This window comes from Canicola haemoglobinophilus, from assembly GCF_002015075.1.
Classification (GTDB): Bacteria; Pseudomonadota; Gammaproteobacteria; order Enterobacterales; family Pasteurellaceae; genus Canicola; species Canicola haemoglobinophilus.
In genome coordinates this window covers 1-15,651 of record NZ_MUXZ01000045.1, presented here as the reverse complement: position 1 = coordinate 15,651, position 15,651 = coordinate 1, and the positions used below count along the sequence as shown (strand labels likewise).

The 15,651-nt window shown below is 36.0% G+C and carries 13 protein-coding genes, 1 other RNA gene and 1 pseudogene; 6 read left to right on the top strand and 9 right to left on the bottom strand.

Annotated elements, in window-relative coordinates:
* Nucleotides 1-123: 123 nt before the first annotated feature.
* The 8 genes from B0186_RS10435 to B0186_RS10400 all read right to left on the bottom strand — a co-directional run bounded on the left by B0186_RS10435 (nucleotide 124) and on the right by B0186_RS10400 (nucleotide 8,038).
* Nucleotides 124-441 carry a c-type cytochrome gene (locus tag B0186_RS10435; RefSeq protein WP_078219314.1) on the bottom strand — a complete coding sequence of 106 codons (318 nt, stop codon included), beginning with the start codon at nucleotides 439-441 and terminating at the stop codon, nucleotides 124-126.
* Nucleotides 442-445: 4 nt separating this feature from the next.
* The gene (locus B0186_RS10430) at nucleotides 446-943 is read right to left on the bottom strand and encodes a TlpA family protein disulfide reductase (RefSeq protein WP_078219313.1); all 498 of its coding nucleotides are present in this window, start codon (nucleotides 941-943) and stop codon (nucleotides 446-448) included.
* On the bottom strand, nucleotides 940-1,611 hold the full coding sequence (locus B0186_RS10425; protein WP_078219312.1) for an ABC transporter ATP-binding protein: 672 nt from the start codon (nucleotides 1,609-1,611) through the stop codon (nucleotides 940-942). The genes B0186_RS10430 and B0186_RS10425 overlap by 4 nt, the downstream gene beginning before the upstream one ends.
* Before the next feature lie 15 nt (nucleotides 1,612-1,626).
* Entirely contained in the window at nucleotides 1,627-2,760 is a 1,134-nt protein-coding gene (locus B0186_RS10420) for an ABC transporter permease (protein WP_078219311.1), read from the bottom strand.
* On the bottom strand, nucleotides 2,750-4,066 hold the full coding sequence (locus tag B0186_RS10415; RefSeq protein WP_078219310.1) for an ABC transporter permease: 1,317 nt from the start codon (nucleotides 4,064-4,066) through the stop codon (nucleotides 2,750-2,752). The genes B0186_RS10420 and B0186_RS10415 overlap by 11 nt, the downstream gene beginning before the upstream one ends.
* Nucleotides 4,067-4,078: 12 nt before the next feature.
* Nucleotides 4,079-5,479, bottom strand: a complete 1,401-nt coding sequence (locus B0186_RS10410) for a Fe-S-containing protein (RefSeq protein WP_078219309.1) — start codon at nucleotides 5,477-5,479, stop codon at nucleotides 4,079-4,081.
* Nucleotides 5,480-5,586: 107 nt separating this feature from the next.
* Nucleotides 5,587-6,108 carry an iron transporter gene (locus B0186_RS10405; RefSeq protein WP_078219308.1) on the bottom strand — a complete coding sequence of 174 codons (522 nt, stop codon included), beginning with the start codon at nucleotides 6,106-6,108 and terminating at the stop codon, nucleotides 5,587-5,589.
* Between the two features lie 34 nt (nucleotides 6,109-6,142).
* Nucleotides 6,143-8,038 carry an FTR1 family iron permease gene (locus B0186_RS10400; RefSeq protein ID WP_078219307.1) on the bottom strand — a complete coding sequence of 632 codons (1,896 nt, stop codon included), beginning with the start codon at nucleotides 8,036-8,038 and terminating at the stop codon, nucleotides 6,143-6,145.
* A gap of 190 nt (nucleotides 8,039-8,228) precedes the next feature.
* Here B0186_RS10400 and B0186_RS10395 point away from each other — a divergent pair, with 190 nt between their 5' ends.
* Nucleotides 8,229-9,122 carry a Dyp-type peroxidase gene (locus B0186_RS10395; RefSeq protein ID WP_078219306.1) on the top strand — a complete coding sequence of 298 codons (894 nt, stop codon included), beginning with the start codon at nucleotides 8,229-8,231 and terminating at the stop codon, nucleotides 9,120-9,122.
* A gap of 123 nt (nucleotides 9,123-9,245) precedes the next feature.
* Here B0186_RS10395 and asnS read toward each other — a convergent pair whose 3' ends face one another.
* The gene (gene asnS, locus B0186_RS10390; protein ID WP_078219305.1) at nucleotides 9,246-10,649 is read right to left on the bottom strand and encodes an asparagine--tRNA ligase; all 1,404 of its coding nucleotides are present in this window, start codon (nucleotides 10,647-10,649) and stop codon (nucleotides 9,246-9,248) included.
* Nucleotides 10,650-10,841: 192 nt separating this feature from the next.
* Between asnS and B0186_RS10385 the strand changes: the two genes are divergently transcribed.
* From B0186_RS10385 to B0186_RS10365, 5 genes and pseudogenes are all read left to right on the top strand, one after another.
* The gene (locus tag B0186_RS10385; protein ID WP_078219304.1) at nucleotides 10,842-12,059 is read left to right on the top strand and encodes an ROK family protein; all 1,218 of its coding nucleotides are present in this window, start codon (nucleotides 10,842-10,844) and stop codon (nucleotides 12,057-12,059) included.
* A 98-nt stretch (nucleotides 12,060-12,157) separates the two neighbouring features.
* Nucleotides 12,158-12,876: pseudogene (bioD, locus tag B0186_RS10380) on the top strand (dethiobiotin synthase).
* 174 nt (nucleotides 12,877-13,050) lie between these two features.
* Complete coding sequence (locus tag B0186_RS10375; protein ID WP_078219303.1) at nucleotides 13,051-13,668, top strand: hypothetical protein; 618 nt, start codon at nucleotides 13,051-13,053, stop codon at nucleotides 13,666-13,668.
* A gap of 138 nt (nucleotides 13,669-13,806) precedes the next feature.
* Nucleotides 13,807-14,173: a transfer-messenger RNA gene (gene ssrA, locus B0186_RS10370) on the top strand.
* 173 nt (nucleotides 14,174-14,346) lie between these two features.
* On the top strand, nucleotides 14,347-15,591 hold the full coding sequence (locus tag B0186_RS10365; protein WP_078219302.1) for a tyrosine-type recombinase/integrase: 1,245 nt from the start codon (nucleotides 14,347-14,349) through the stop codon (nucleotides 15,589-15,591).
* Nucleotides 15,592-15,651 lie beyond the last annotated feature (60 nt).

Genomic DNA, 15,651 nt, shown 5'->3' with positions numbered 1-15,651 from the left:
TGTGTTTGCCTATAAAATTGACTACTATAAATAAGTTGTGTCATTATGCCAGTTTAAACACATAATGACGAGAAGTTTTAATAGGGTAGAGAGCAAATTATGTTAGCTTTTCTGTATTATTTTTTATTTCAATGTTTGCAAATATTCCGCAATATTTTCCATATCTTGTTCGCTTAGGCGAGATTTAGGCATATTGCCAGCCCCTTTAATATTCCCAGCTTTGCGTTCTTGAAGTGCGGTAATAATTTCCTCTTTTTTCAAGTTTTTGATAATTGCTGATTGGTTTAAGGCTGATTTATCAGCTTGCTTGCCATGGCATAAGGCACAATTTTGATTAAATGTATGTTTACCAGCTTCAATATCTGCCGCAGAAACCATAGTTGAGAAAAGTGAAACTGAAAGTAATGCGCCAAAGTAGAAAATCTTTTTTTGTTTTTTCATTAAGTTAACCCTTAAATAATTCATCTAGTTTGTCCTTAGGAATTAAACCCTCGAATTTATAAAGGATTTTGCCACTTGGGTCAATCACAAAAGAAGTGGGAGTGCCTATTACTTGATAGCGTTCAGCGGTAATTTTCAGTTGATCTTTTAGTACAAGTTGATTGATATGGCGTTTTTCTACGGTTTTTTGCGTGTCTGTTTTTTCGCCATCTACGTTTATTGCGATCAGTTTAACATCACTTGTAGCTTGGCTATGCCATGTTTCTAATTCTTTTAGTTCCGCTAAGCAAACGCCACAAGTTTCCGACCAGAAACTAAGTAAAACTGTTTTCCCTCGCCAATTCGCTAATTCGGCTTTATTGCCTTGTAAATCAAAGGTAGCAATTTCGGGAGCTTGTTTACCCACTTCCGCAATATCATCTTTTTCACAGGCAATAAGTGCAAATCCACAGCAAAATACCACCGCACTTTTTCCTAATTTTTGGATTACTTTCTTGATCATTTTGAATTTCTCTGTTCTTTTAAAAATTTACCATGTTGTAAAAAAATTGTTCTGTCTGTGAGCTTACCTAATTCGGGGTTATGAGTGACCATTACAATTGTTCGTCCTTGCTGATTAAGAGTTGTCAGCAAATCTAGTACAAGTTGCTCATTTTTATCATCAAGGTTTCCAGTGGGTTCATCGGCAAAAATAACTGGTGGTTGATTGACTAAGGCTCGAGCAATACAAACACGTTGTTGTTCCCCTCCAGAAAGCTGATTTGGGCGATGATCAATTCGATGCCCTAATCCTACTTGCTCAAGCACTTTTTTAGCCGCTTGTTCATCAATCACGCTATGATAATGCTGAGCTAACATCACATTTTCTAAAGCTGTTAAGTAGGGAATTAAATGGAATTGTTGGAAAACTAAACCGATTTTTTCTGCCCGAAAACGTTGTTTACCCACTTCATCAAGTTGTGCAGCATCAATACCATCTAAAATAACTTTGCCTTCCGTTGCACTATCTAAGCCTGTGAGAATATTCATTAGGGTTGTTTTACCTGAACCTGATGCACCCATAATGGCAACAAATTCCCCTTTTTCAATTTGAATATTAATATCCTCAAGCGCATTTACTTGACCAAATCTTTTATATAAATTTTGAGTTTCAATGACATAATTTGACATAAATTTTCTCTTCGATTATTCGCCTTTGAGAATATTGGCGGTTTGAATACTGAGTGCTCTGCGGGTTGGAATAATGACAGCCACAAAAGCCACCGCAAGAGAGAGTAGGATCGTAATTGGTATAACGGGTAAACGCATATCAATATAGGATTTAAACACTGTAATCCCTAAAATTTGCGCTAGGATATAGCCAACAATTAATCCAACAACAATTGCACAGAAGGCAATAATTAAAATTTCGGTAACAATTTGTTTGATAATATCTTGCTTTTGCGCACCTAATGCTTTTTGTAAAGCAAATTCTTTTGCTCGTTCGCCTACAATGGCAATCAATGTGGTGTTCACACAAAGCGTTGCTAAGATTAAGATAACGAGAGAAATTAAGCCCATTAATCCTTTGATTTTATTTAAGATTTGTCCCTCTGAGGCAGAAACCTTGCGAATAGGGCGAATTTCTAAATCGGGATATTGTTGTTGTAGATTTTGTGCAAATTGCTCAACTTGTCCTTGTTCATTTTTAACATTAAGCAACATATTAGTGACTAACTCATCTTTTTCTAGCCAATTTTGCGCAAACTCTAAGTTGACAATCAGCATGTTATCCGTTGCATCGCCACTTTCTACAATAGCTTTAATATTGAATGTGTGCTTTTCTACCGCATTTTTACTTAAGGTAATTTTATCCCCGATCTTCAAATTTAACCGTTCTGCTAAGGTTTTTCCGATCATCGTATTACGATCATCAAAATTTACGCCAATTGCAGAACCTGTGATTTGCCAATAGGGTGCAAGGTTGCGCAGACTTTCAAACCAAACGCCCATAATCACTATTTTTTCTAAATCAGAACGAGCGACACCATACAAATAAGGGCTTGCTGTGGTAATCAAGCCAGTGGGCGCTTGATGTAAAATTTGTGCTATTTCTTGTTGTTTGACTAAGCCACTATTATTTGAACCAATATAAAAATTTGCGCCAAAGGTGCGTAACTCCTGGCTCATTTTAGTATTAATATCAAAATAAACCGCAGACATCGCCGTTACAATGCTTGCACCAACAGTAAGTGCGGCAAAAATAATGGATACTCGTTGCAAACGCAGATAGAGTGCTCGAAAAATTAAGCGCCAAAACATAGAGTTTTTAACGACCATATAAAACCTCCACTGGATATAATTTGGCAATGCGATGTGCAGGGAACCAAGTTCCGATAAGGGAAATGATGACCGCAAGAGCTAAAACGCAAGGAATAACAATCCAAGCAAAACTGAGCGGAGTTCCGAATAATGCGATACCAATAAATTTTGCTAGTCCCCAGCCTGCAAGACAGCCCAGCGCTCCACCAATTAATCCGCTAATAATGGCTTCACAATAAAATAATAAAACGATTTGCCATTGGTAAGCGCCAAGTGCTTTCATTAAACCAATTTCTTTACTGCGTTCAATAATTGTTGTTGTCATTAAAGAGGCGATACCCATGGCAGCAGCAATAAGTGCGGCAACAGTAACGACCGCTAAAAGCAACTGGATTTTTCCAATGACCACACCTTCAGAGGCAGCAACTTGCCAAATCGGGCGAACGATAGCGCCTGAAATAGCTTCTTCTAATTGATGAGAAATAGAAGAAACATAAGCAGTACAATACCAACGGTCATATTCTTCTGCGGCTAAAGCATCCGTGTTAGCACGAGCTTTGCGCGATAGCTCATTTTCTGGCACCGTTAGTGCTGAAACCTTGATGCCTTGTACTTTGCCTTCTAAATTTAGTAATTTTTGTACCGCACTTAATGGTAGAACCAATTGATTTTCTTCATTTCCACCTGTGGATAAAATGCCTGTTATTTGTACTTCAAGATCGGCAGAAAAATCCCCTTCTTGATAGCTTAGGCGAATTTTATCACCGATTTTCCATTGGGTTGTTTTCGCCAGTTGCTCACCAATCAACGCCTGATTGATAGTAACTTGTGGCTCAAAATCATTAACCCATTCGCCTTCAACTTTCCAATACGGGCTAATAATTTGTTGCCCTGTATGGTAATCATCTTCATCTGGAATTTTAATTTTATGATTGAAAAATGTGCCTAAAATAGACAGGTTTTGCTGTTTCTGCTGGCTAAGATTTTCGGCATTCACTTCCACACTTAAGAGCGGTGCAAAACCCACAATATTATTGCGCCAGAAAATATCTTTAACATTAGGCAACTCTTTTTCATCTAAATAATCACGCGCAGATAAAGAGGAATGTCCGACAACATCTTCGGGCAAGACCGCACTACTGGCTGGCTCAATTAAAATATTTGCACCATAAGATTTTAATTCTTTCGCCATTTTATCGCCAATATCAATAGATACTGCTAATAGGGCAGAAATTAACCCTGATGCTAAAAAAATCGTAACAATAGCCAGTAATTTACGTTTTAAAGCATGGCGATAGGATTGGAATAACATTCTGCTTAACATGAGTTATCTCTCTTATTTTGGTTGTGCAAGATATTTTTCTGGGTTATCACGGAATAAATTGAGATTGTTTTCATTGCTGAAGAAATATGTCATTCCCTCATGGCTATATTTATATTCAGCGCTGGTATTTTTTAATTTAGTCTGATCCACAGGATCGGTTACTTCGAGTTCAACAATAGTGGAGAAGTAATTTAACCCTTCTTCTAAACTTTTACGGTTAATCACCACATGCGTGTCTGTCTGTTGCCAGTTTTCAATTGGTACTGGGTTGCAACCACCAGGCTTCCCAATGGAAGGAATAAATATTCTTACCCCACAACCAATACAAACAACTTGATCGCCTTCCATCACATAGCCTTGATCGCCACAGAGAATACAAGCATCAAAAACCGTTGCTAAACTGATTTTTTTGGTTGAACGATTAATAATGAAAAAACGAACAGCCTTACCATCGCTATTAATCCAAACGAACCGATGTAATTTGCCGTCTTTGACTTGTTCAATGGGAATATGAATTTGATTATTTTGATCTAAAGTTACTTGTTGTGCCTCAGATAATCTTGGGGGCTGTGAAGCGATTTTGTCCCAATACAGTTGGGTTGAAAAAACAGAGATTACAATCAGAAAGCCACAAATAAGTGTGCGTTTTGAGCTTTGCATAGTAGCAATTCTTTTACGCTTTTCTATTGGATCTATTTCGTTAGCAACAAGATTTTGATTGCTTTTATGTACTGTGATTGCGAATAGACAGAGGATAACCAACAGAATAAATGCATTGATGTAGTTGAAATAGGTAATGATATTGGCTGATTTTGCGACAAAAGTCAGACGAACTTTAGTCAATTCAAGTACCTGTAATTTCATTAGGCTTAGCATGATTTCACTAATAATAGGTGTCATTATAAGAAGAATAAATAAGCCTAAAGTAAGGGGTAAAAGTGCGGTTAATTTTTGTTGAGATTGTGTTTGTTTGAATAAAATGATCAGTAAGCAAGTAACAAAAATACAGAAAAATAGCCCAAAAATGACCGCACTTAAATGTAAGATGAAATCCGTATTAATCACATCAGTGTTGGTAATTGCACTGATATTGGGATCTTTTAGCCATAACAATGTAGCAATGCTAACAAAGATAAAATGCCAGAATTGTGCAAAAGGTTTATTGCGTGGAATTTGACACAAGGCAAATAAAATAAATAGGCTGAGTAAGGTAATATTGAAAATTAAATTTGCTTGTTGACCTTGTGGAATAAAGGTATGTATCAGTGAGCCAATAAGTATGGCGGAAATTGTCAGCCAACGCAGCGATTTAATATGAATTTTCGCTATATTTCCTTTATTACCCCAATGACAGCCGAGTAAAATCGCTATAGGTAAAATGCTTTGTAGCAAAAAAGTAAAGTAATAATTCATTGTTTTGGAGTGTCAATACAAAAATAAAAATGTTGGGCATTCAGCCCAACGCTTTGATAGGGGGAATTTTGAGTGCGATCATCGTTAAAAATGACCGCACTTTTTTATCAATTTAAGCCAGTGTATTTAAACTCATAGCTAACATCAAACGGTTTCCACCAACGGCCAACACCTGTTTCAGCATCTGTATGTCTGTGCATACCCGCTTTTGGTGGCGGATCGATATGGTAAGTTAATTTATAGTTACCTACGCCCATCATTTTGATATTTAAGCCGTAGTGAGGACCATCGCCTGCAACCATTGGCATGAATACGCCTTCTTGTTTTTCACCCGTATCTGTATTTACTAGCGTATAAGCAATAGTTAAATACGGAACCCATTCACCTTTACCAAAGCCATTTTTATTTCCTTCAGTAGCGTGAATATCCGCTTCTAAGTGAATATCTGCATCTTTTGCCGATAATCCCATGCCACGAGGTTCCATATCAACAGGTTGCAGATAAACTGCCGCAATTTCCATTTCATTCATTTCGATTGCTTCACCAATTGGATACTCTTTGAATGCTAGCGCAGAAGGTGCTGCTAAGATACTGCCTAATAGACTTGCTGTGATAAGCATTTTTTTCATACTTGTTTCTCCTATAAGTACATTATTGTTAAATTTACTCAGCTTTTTGGCTTTGATATTTCATATAAAATAAAGCGAATATAGCCAAGATAACTAAGATTACTTGTGGTACAAGGGTTTCCAGATAAGGATAAATACCTAACCAACTGATTTCAGGCATATTTGCTATCAATGTTGGTTCAAAAAGTTTTCCTTCGATCAACTCTAGTACAGATTTACCGGCAAAAATAAATGCCATTAAATACATGAAACTTCCAGTGAACATAAAGAAAGGTTTAAGTGGCAACTTAACCACGGTATAACGCATGACAAAATAGCAAATGGTTAAAATAATTGCGCCAAGGACAAATCCTGCGAAAAGGTACAAATAACTGACCGCACTTGTCGCATCTCCTGCTAAAGCATAATAAAACAGCACTGTTTCTGCCCCTTCACGATAAACAGAAAGGAAACTCGTTAGCCATAATCCGAATAATGAGCCTGTGGTTAGTGCGGCAGATAATTTTCCTTCTAAATAACGTTTCCAGTTTTTTGCTTCCACTTTGGATAGCAGCCAATAACTCATCATAAACAACATGACGACAGCAATCATCATGGTAAAGCCTTCTAAAAGTTCTCGACTTGCGCCTGAATTTGAGAAAACAAATTGGAAAACCATGGCCGTAATGACACTCGCAATTAGTGCAACATAAACTGACTGACGAATAACAGGCAATTTATCTTGATGATTGTTTTTGACTAAATAAGTAACAATTGCCGCAACAATCAATAATGCTTCTAAGCCTTCTCGTAACATAATCAAGAGACTGTATAAGAACATTGACCAATGACTTTGTTCCGAGCCTTGTAACATTTCAACTGCTTTTTCTAAGTCTTGGCTTAATCCATTTGCTTGCGCATTAAGTTGTTCGATGTTGCTTTTTGATTTCATCAAACTAACCAAGCGAGTAAAGTAACCCTCCAACTCAGCCTTGAAATTACTATCTCTTGAGCCGATTTTTGCTTCCATGCCAGAATTTTCAAACACATCAAAGTAGGTATTTTGTACAGCAAGCATCGCTTTTTTATTTTCACCGTTCTTAAATAAACGGATTGCTTGTTGAATACCTTGATTAATTTCCTTGGTTACTGAACTCCAATCTTTATTTAGTTCTTCACTGTTTGTTGTCGCATTACTTTCTTCAACATTTTGTTGTTCACGTGTAGTTGGAAGATTAGGCAATAATTCTTCTAAATCTTGCAATAAAACAGTAATTTGATAACCAAATTGATTAATTTGATCCGGCTTTTCACTTAACTTGATAAGATCATAAAATTGTTGATTTATATTGCTTGAGATCGCAGCGGAGCGACTTTGGCGAATAGACATTTCCATTTCGCTATTTTTATAGCCGTCATATTGCGCTTGTTGAACCAGTTTTTTAGCATTGGCAAAATCGCCCTTTTCATAAGCATCAACCGCACTTGCAAGCAAGTCATCAATAATCTGGAAACTTTGTTGCCAATGTTGAGCGATGGATTGGTTATTGTAAACCTCGTGTTGAGCATCAGCATTAAGTTGATGCCCTTTCTCTAAAGCGGGTAGAACTTCTTGTAACTCAGCTTTTAATCCATCAATTTTTGCTTGAATTTCCGCTAAAGGTTTGCCTTCACCAATCATTTTGCGAATTTCGCCGAAAGTAGCTTCCATTTGGAAACTTTTTTGTGCGGAAAAATTAATACGGATTGGACCTTCTAGATTTTCAAACACTTCAAAATAAGCCATTTGAACTTCTGTTCTAGCATCTTCTATATTTTGTTGTTGATAGAGTTGTGCTGTTTTATCTAAACGCACAGTAATATCATCAATATGCTGTTGGAAATTATTTGCTTGAGTTGATACTGAAAGAATGGACAGAAAAAAGAAAATAACAAAACGATAAATTAGCATTATTGCCTCAAATTCATAGTGTTAAATAAAAGTAATTCTTATTTGTAATTATCATCTTATTATGTTTTTTTTGCAAGCAGTAAAATCAATTTAATCGATGATTTTGAGGAATTGCAAAATTTTTATAGGGAAAATTGAAAAACGAGTAGAGAATGTTATGATTAGCTCAGTTTTTGATTAGGAGATTATTATGGTAAATCATCAAACAGGTATTTTATTAGAGCATAGTAAAGCGGCGATTTTTTTAGAAGCGCAGGTTAATGATATTGCTCTGATTGCTCAAGCGAGTAAGGATTTTTGTTTAAAAACAGAACAATTGCAACAACAATATCCAGATGCAAAATTAGGTGTGGTTGTGGCATTTGGTGATAAAGTTTGGAAACAACTTGCGGGAGCTCAAAGTGCGGTGGAATTAAAGCCATTTTCTACCTTAGGCAAAGGGGATTTATCAGCACCTGCAACACAATATGATTTATTGGTGCATATTCAATCGTTGCGTCCAGACGTGAATTTTTCTGTAGCACAAGCCGCTATGCAAAGTTTTGGCAAAGCCATTAATGTTGAACAAGAAATACATGGTTTCCGTTGGGTAGAAGAGCGTGATTTAACCGGTTTTGTTGATGGTACAGAAAATCCTAAAGATGCTAAACGTGCAGAGGTTGCCTTGATCAATGAAGGTATTGATGCTGGCGGTAGTTATGTCTTCACTCAGCGCTATGAACATGACTTGGTTAAATGGTCAAAATTAAATGAAAGTAAGCAAGAAAATGTGATGGGCAGAACTAAACCTGATAGTGTTGAGTTAGATGATGTACCAGAAACTTCTCATGTTGGTCGTGTTGACTTGAAAGAAAATGGCAAAGGCTTGAAAATTTTACGCCATAGCTTACCTTATGGTCTAGCCAGTGGGAAACATGGATTATTCTTCATTGCATATTGCGTGACCTTGTACAATATTGAACAACAATTACTAAGTATGTTCGGCGAAAAAGATGGCAAAACAGATCGTATGCTTGGCTTTACCAAAGCAGTAACTGGTAGTTATTATTTTGCGCCTTCGTTGGATCAGTTAAAGAATTTATAAGTGTGATAAAGAGGGGAATTTATAAGGATTTCCCCTCTGTTGAACTATATTAATAGTTCTTGTTATCGTCTGACATAAGATTTAAAAAATAGAAAGCCGAGTGTGATACTCGGCTTAGTTTCATTAGAAGTTTGCGTTGCGTGGTGAACGTGGGAATGGAATTACATCACGGATATTTTGTACCCCTGTGACATAAACGATTAAACGTTCAAAACCTAATCCGAAACCAGAATGTGGCACAGTACCATAACGGCGTAAATCACGATACCACCAATAATCTTCAGGATTTAAGCCCATTTCAACCATTCTTTTATCGAGAACATCTAAACGCTCTTCACGTTGAGAACCACCGATGATCTCACCAATTCCTGGTGCTAAAACATCCATTGCCGCAACCGTTTTTCCATCATCATTTAAGCGCATATAGAATGCTTTAATATCTTTTGGATAGTTTTTAACAACTACTGGCGATTTAAAGTGTTCTTCGGCTAGGTAACGCTCATGTTCTGAAGATAAGTCAATTCCCCAAGATACTGGGAATTCAAATTCTTTTCCTGATTTTAAGAGAACATCAATTGCATCTGTATAATCAATTTGTGCAAAGTCTGAATTAATGAATTGCTCTAAACGAGTAATCACATTTTTATCAACATGTTTTTCAAAGAATTTCAAATCATCTTTGCGTTCATTTAATACCGCACGGAAAACATATTTCAACATATCTTCTGCTAATTTGGCATTATCCGCTAAAGTTGCAAATGCAATTTCAGGTTCAACCATCCAAAACTCTGCTAAATGACGAGTAGTATTTGAATTTTCTGCACGGAATGTTGGACCAAAAGTATAGATTTTACTTAAAGCACAAGCATAAGTTTCGCCATTCAATTGGCCTGATACAGTTAAGAAAGATTCTTTACCAAAAAAATCTTGGCTAAAATCCACCGCACCTTTATCCGTACGAGGAAGATTTTCTAAATCTAACGTTGATACTCGGAACATTTCACCGGCACCTTCAGTATCCGATGCTGTAATTAATGGTGTGGCAACCCAGTAGAATCCTTGTTCATGGAAGAAACGATGAATAGCCTGAGCTAAACAATGACGAACACGAGCAACGGCACCGATAATATTTGTACGTGGACGTAAATGTGCAACTTCGCGTAAATATTCAATACTATGGCGTTTAGCTGCCATTGGATAAGTTTCAGGATCCTCAACCCAGCCAGACACTTCAACTTTGCTTGCTTGTAACTCGACAGCCTGTCCTTCTGCTGGAGATTCTACAACAGTTCCAGTAACAACAACGGAGCAACCTGTCGTTAAGCGTAAAATTTCTGTTTCATAGTTTTCAATGTCATTATTTACGATAGCTTGAATAGGATCAAAACAAGAACCATCATAAACGGCTAAGAAAGAAAGCCCCGCTTTTGAATCACGGCGAGTACGAACCCAACCTCGTACAGTTACAATTTCACCAACTGCTATTTTTCCTTGTAACACATCAACAACAGATGCAATTTTTGTCATATCAACCTCAAAACTAATTTTTTATAAAAAAACTGCGCTATTCTACCGCAACTCACTTAATTTACCAAAATCTATCGGGAAATTTTTGTTTTTGTGAACTGTTCCACATTATTTGGATAAATGCCTTGTTTTATTAGGGTTTATTGGTATAAAAGAATAATTTTTATGAATTTAAATAATTAGGTACAAAATATGGCAAAAGTAAGAAAGGAAGATAAATTGCCTTTAAGAATGAAACAATTAGGGAAAATTTATCGTTTAATTGAACAATTTGAAGAGATTTCACGCATTGATCTCTCTAAGTTATCCCAATTAGCGCCTGCCACAATCACTTCCTTAACTAGAGAGCTGATAGAAAAAAAATTAGTGATTGAAAGAGCGGTACAAAATACAGAACATCGAGGTCGTCCTGCGGTTGGATTATGTGTTTCTCCGTTTTATTGGCAATCCCTTTGTGCAACCCTCACTCATGATCATTTCGATATTTTACTTTGTGAGCTAGATGGCACCACTATTGCACAGGAGGTTTATCCTCTCAATATCGATGATTTATCTTCATTAGAACAAATATTGCCACGTTATTTTGAGGATTTTTTAGCAAAAGTTGGCTCTAAACTCATTCGTCCTATTACTTTTTCTATTGCTGTGGCAGGGAAATTAGATAAACATTCTGGAAATCTACAACGATTGGGTGAATTTAAGCTAAATGTGGATTTAAAATCTTTATTTGAACCCTATTTTGATATGCCTATTATCGTAACTGAATATTTTGAAACTTGGCTATTGGCAGAAAGTACATTAGGAAGCGTTATTGGATACGATAATGTTATTTTCTTGCAAATTGATGATGTAATTAATTTAAGTGTGTTATCGAAAGGCGTTATTTTACATAGCGATAATAAAACTTGTATGAACATTGATAAATTAATTGTCCCTCGCCTTCATTTAATGCAAGATAAAATCAATCAACACTTGCCAGAACTAGAACGTTATCAACTACACAATCAATTGACTTATAAGGCTTTTTGCCAATTTATAGATTTATATTACCCAGAAAATTGTTCAATAACCAAAACAGAAAAAATAAATTTTTTATGTGACAAAGCGCAATCTCAAGATCCTTTGGCATTAGAAATTCTTGCGAATATAGCCGACATTCTTGCTTATATATTAGCTAACTTAGTCGATCTTTTTTCTCCAGAAAAAATTATGTTTACCTCTCGCTTACTATCAACAAAACACATTTTTCTTAACCAGATAAATCAACGTTTAGCATATTACTTGCATACTTCGAAAGTATGCGAGGTGATGACAAGCCAATATGAATGGAATAGCCATGAAGTGATTGCCGCAGCAATTAAACAGAAGATCTATGATGGCAGTTTATTAGTTCATATGGAAAAATATTAGAATTTTATTTACGTAATTGTAAAAAAATTGTGTTAGCTCAATATCTTGCATAAAGTTTTATTCTAGAATTTCTTCCTCATTCAAAAAGGGGAAAGACAATGAGTAGTTTTTTTGTCACTGGAACAGACACAAATGTAGGAAAAACCATTGCAAGCAGAGCAATTATTCAAGCCTTGCAAAATAAGGGAATTCAAATTGTTGGGTACAAACCTATTGCTTGGGGCGAGAAGAACCTATTTATGCACCGACCAATTATCCTGAAAGTGATCATGGATTAGAAAATAACCTTGATGTATTAACGCTAATTAATTCAACTCATCAGGATATAACTTATCAAATGGCAAATAGTTATACTTTTGAATATGCATTGCTAGTATTGACCAAAGAAAGTGAACGGATAAATATTAATAAAATTAATAGGGATCTTGAACATTTAACCAAAAACTATCAAAGTGTTCTTGTAGAAGGTGCTTTCGGTTGGTTAACTCCAATGAATAAAACACATACATTTGCAGATTGGGTAAAAGAACAGAAGATGCCCATTGTTTTAGTTGTTGGGATCAAAGAAGGCTGTATTAATCATACATTACTCACAGTTCAAGCTATTCAGAATACAGGATTACCATTGTTAGGATGGATTGCTAATTGGATCAATCCAGGCTGTGGTCATTATGCAGAAATTATTGAATTATTGACATCAAAAATTGATGCACCTTTGCTAGGTAAAATACCTTATATCCATAAACCTGAGGAACAAAATTTAGGTGCCTATATTACTAATATAGATCGCCTTAGTTACATGCAAACTTTATCATAAACAAAGAGCATTTCAGGCATCGTTCTTCTCAAAATTCACTGATATAAATAGCAAAACTAGCAAATTTTTTATGCTTTATGTAAATAAATGTAAATATGAGTTCCATTTTTATGAAATTTATTACAAACTATAAAGGCAAATAATTTGCAAATATTTTTAAATTTAGGAGTTATGATGAAAAAATCACTATTGACTGCATTAGTTTTAGGCACAACTTTAACTGTAACTGGTTGTTTTGATAAAGATAATAAAGTTTCTCAGCAAGTGGAAAGCGCTAAAGAAACTATATCTACCGCTGTAACAGATGCAAAAAATACAGTATCGCAAGCTGCATCAGATGTAAAAGAAGTTGCTACTGAGAAAGCAAAAGAAGCAAAAGAAGTTGTTGCTGAAAAAGCTGCTGAAGCTAAAGAAGTGGTTGTTGAAAAAGTTGCAGCAGCAAAAGATGCTGTAGCTGAAAAAGCGGCTGAAGCTAAAGATATGGCCGCTGAGAAAGTTGCAGCAGCAAAAGATGCTGTAGCTGAAAAAGCTGCTGAAGCTAAAGACATGGCTGCAGAGAAAGTTGTAGCGGCAAAAGATGCTGTAGCTGAAAAAGCAGCTGAAGCTAAAGATATGGCAGCTGAGAAAGTTGCAGCGGCAAAAGATGTTGTAGCTGAAAAAGCAGCTGAAGCTAAAGACATGGCAGTAGAGAAAGTTGAAGCTGCAAAAGAAGCTATCACTGAAAAAGCAGCTGAGATTAAAAATTCTGCTACAGAAAAATTATCAGAAATCAAAAGTGCGGTAGAAAAATAATCTATTTCGAGATTAGATTTTCTAAGCATATATGGAAATACTTAAGGCTAGAATGTTTGTTTTCTAGCCTTTTGTTTTCGTATATAGAGATTAAATTTGTCTTTTTATATAAATTTGTTAAAATCTGACAGAATTTTTGGGGCTGATTCTGGATTCGACGGGATTAGCGAAGCCCAAGGTGCACGTCGAGGTGCGGTAGGCCTCGTAAATAAACCGCAAAATAATAGTCGCAAACGACGAACAATTTGCTTTAGCAGCTTAATAACCTGCTCATAGCCTTCACTCCCCAGCTTCCGCTCGTAAGACGGGGATCCAGTGGAGTCAAACCCAAACGAGATCGTGTTGAAGCCGCCGCTTTAGGATCGAAGCACTAAATTGAATAAAGCTAGTTTTTTGATAGCGTGTCTGTCCGCAGTCAATTTACGAAATTAAAGACTAGACTAAACGTGTAGTGCTGAAGGTAGAGTAATTTCGGACGGGGGTTCAACTCCCCCCTGCTCCACCACAAATAATATTCATGAAGTATCATAAAGGGTCAAAACTACTGATTTTAAAGGGGTTTGACCTTTTTTATTGTTTCATAAAGTATCATATAAGCTCATTTTTTTAGTAGGGATTTATGTGGGTGAAAATGATGTTTTTATTTTTACTCCCACATAAAAGTGCTATGGAGCTTATATGCCTAAGATTATCAAGCCTTTAACTGCGACACAAGTAAGTAATGCAAAGCCTATAAATAACAAGCGAACCTATCTTTCAGATGGTAATGGATTGCGTCTTGTTATTTATCCCAATGGTCATAAAAGTTGGCTTTTTAATTATCTTAAGCCTTACATAAAGACAAGAACAGAAATTACTTTGGGCAATTATCCAGAGTTATCGTTGCAGATAGCTCGAGAGAAGGCGATGGAGTATAGAAAATATTTGGCTCAAGGGTTAGATCCAAAAGAGGTTGAACAAGAAAAATTTATCGCTAATCGGAATGAAAAAGTAAATACTTTTGGGTTGGTAGCGCATGAATGGCTTGAGTATCGTAAAAGGATAGGACAAGAAAAAAATAACTACTCTGAAAAAACAAAGATTGATACAACTAGAAGGGTAGAAGATGCGATAGCTATTATTGGTGATATACCTTTTCAAAAACTGACATTGCAGCATGGGCTTATTGCTCTGGATAACGTAAGAAAATCAGGGGCATTTTTTGAATTAAAAAAACGCTATTTCTTGTTAAAGAAAATAGGGGAGTATGGAGAGAAGTTTAGATATTGGGATAATAATGTGTGGCGTTATCTAGGCGATGATTTGCCAGAATCTGATAGAAACCGGCATTACCCAGCAATTCATTACTCAGAATTACTAGAATTATTAAAAGATTTGAGAAAAACAAATATCTCTTATTCTGTTTTACTTGCTATTTTATGGGGATTATTAAATGCAACTAGAGCAAGTGAAACTGTTAGTGTAAAAAGCACTGATATTAACTCACATGACTTATTTAAAGATGCAGAAGTATGGCATGTTACCGTAATGAAGGGGGGTAAAGGGAAGAGAGAGCATTTAATACCTCTAAGCAAACAAGCCCAAAAATTGTTAGAGAGTGCAAAACAGATTGCAAAGAATGACTATTTATTTCCGTCTGCTATCCGTAACAGCAAATACCCTCACGTAAATAGTCAAACGCCTAATGATGTCATTAAAACTATGCAAAATGGCAAGTATAAAGGGTTAATGACTAATCATGGTATTAGGACTTTATTCAGTAGTTATTGCAATGATAACAGGCTTGAACTTGGGCTGGACAAAGAAATCATTGAAGTTTGCTTAAGTCATTTGAATGAAGATAAGGTAAGAGATGCTTATAATCGAGCAGAATATCTGCCCTATCGAGCCTCTCCCACAATTTGTGTAAATACCTTTTTCTGAGATAATACATCTAGACACAGGTATTTTATTATGAACGAAAAACAACTCCACGCCTTGGCA

What these genes read in the sequence shown, in the direction of transcription:
- B0186_RS10410 (WP_078219309.1), bottom strand. Translation starts at nt 5,479, where the DNA reads ATGAATTATTACTTTACTTTTTTGCTACAAAGCATTTTACCTATAGCG.
- B0186_RS10435 (WP_078219314.1), bottom strand. Translation starts at nt 441, where the DNA reads ATGAAAAAACAAAAAAAGATTTTCTACTTTGGCGCATTACTTTCAGTT.
- asnS (WP_078219305.1), bottom strand. Translation starts at nt 10,649, where the DNA reads ATGACAAAAATTGCATCTGTTGTTGATGTGTTACAAGGAAAAATAGCA.
- B0186_RS10425 (WP_078219312.1), bottom strand. Translation starts at nt 1,611, where the DNA reads ATGTCAAATTATGTCATTGAAACTCAAAATTTATATAAAAGATTTGGT.
- B0186_RS10375 (WP_078219303.1), top strand. Translation starts at nt 13,051, where the DNA reads ATGAAAAAATCACTATTGACTGCATTAGTTTTAGGCACAACTTTAACT.
- B0186_RS10395 (WP_078219306.1), top strand. Translation starts at nt 8,229, where the DNA reads ATGGTAAATCATCAAACAGGTATTTTATTAGAGCATAGTAAAGCGGCG.
- B0186_RS10400 (WP_078219307.1), bottom strand. Translation starts at nt 8,038, where the DNA reads ATGCTAATTTATCGTTTTGTTATTTTCTTTTTTCTGTCCATTCTTTCA.
- B0186_RS10430 (WP_078219313.1), bottom strand. Translation starts at nt 943, where the DNA reads ATGATCAAGAAAGTAATCCAAAAATTAGGAAAAAGTGCGGTGGTATTT.
- B0186_RS10365 (WP_078219302.1), top strand. Translation starts at nt 14,347, where the DNA reads ATGCCTAAGATTATCAAGCCTTTAACTGCGACACAAGTAAGTAATGCA.
- B0186_RS10405 (WP_078219308.1), bottom strand. Translation starts at nt 6,108, where the DNA reads ATGAAAAAAATGCTTATCACAGCAAGTCTATTAGGCAGTATCTTAGCA.
- B0186_RS10385 (WP_078219304.1), top strand. Translation starts at nt 10,842, where the DNA reads ATGGCAAAAGTAAGAAAGGAAGATAAATTGCCTTTAAGAATGAAACAA.
- B0186_RS10420 (WP_078219311.1), bottom strand. Translation starts at nt 2,760, where the DNA reads ATGGTCGTTAAAAACTCTATGTTTTGGCGCTTAATTTTTCGAGCACTC.
- B0186_RS10415 (WP_078219310.1), bottom strand. Translation starts at nt 4,066, where the DNA reads ATGTTAAGCAGAATGTTATTCCAATCCTATCGCCATGCTTTAAAACGT.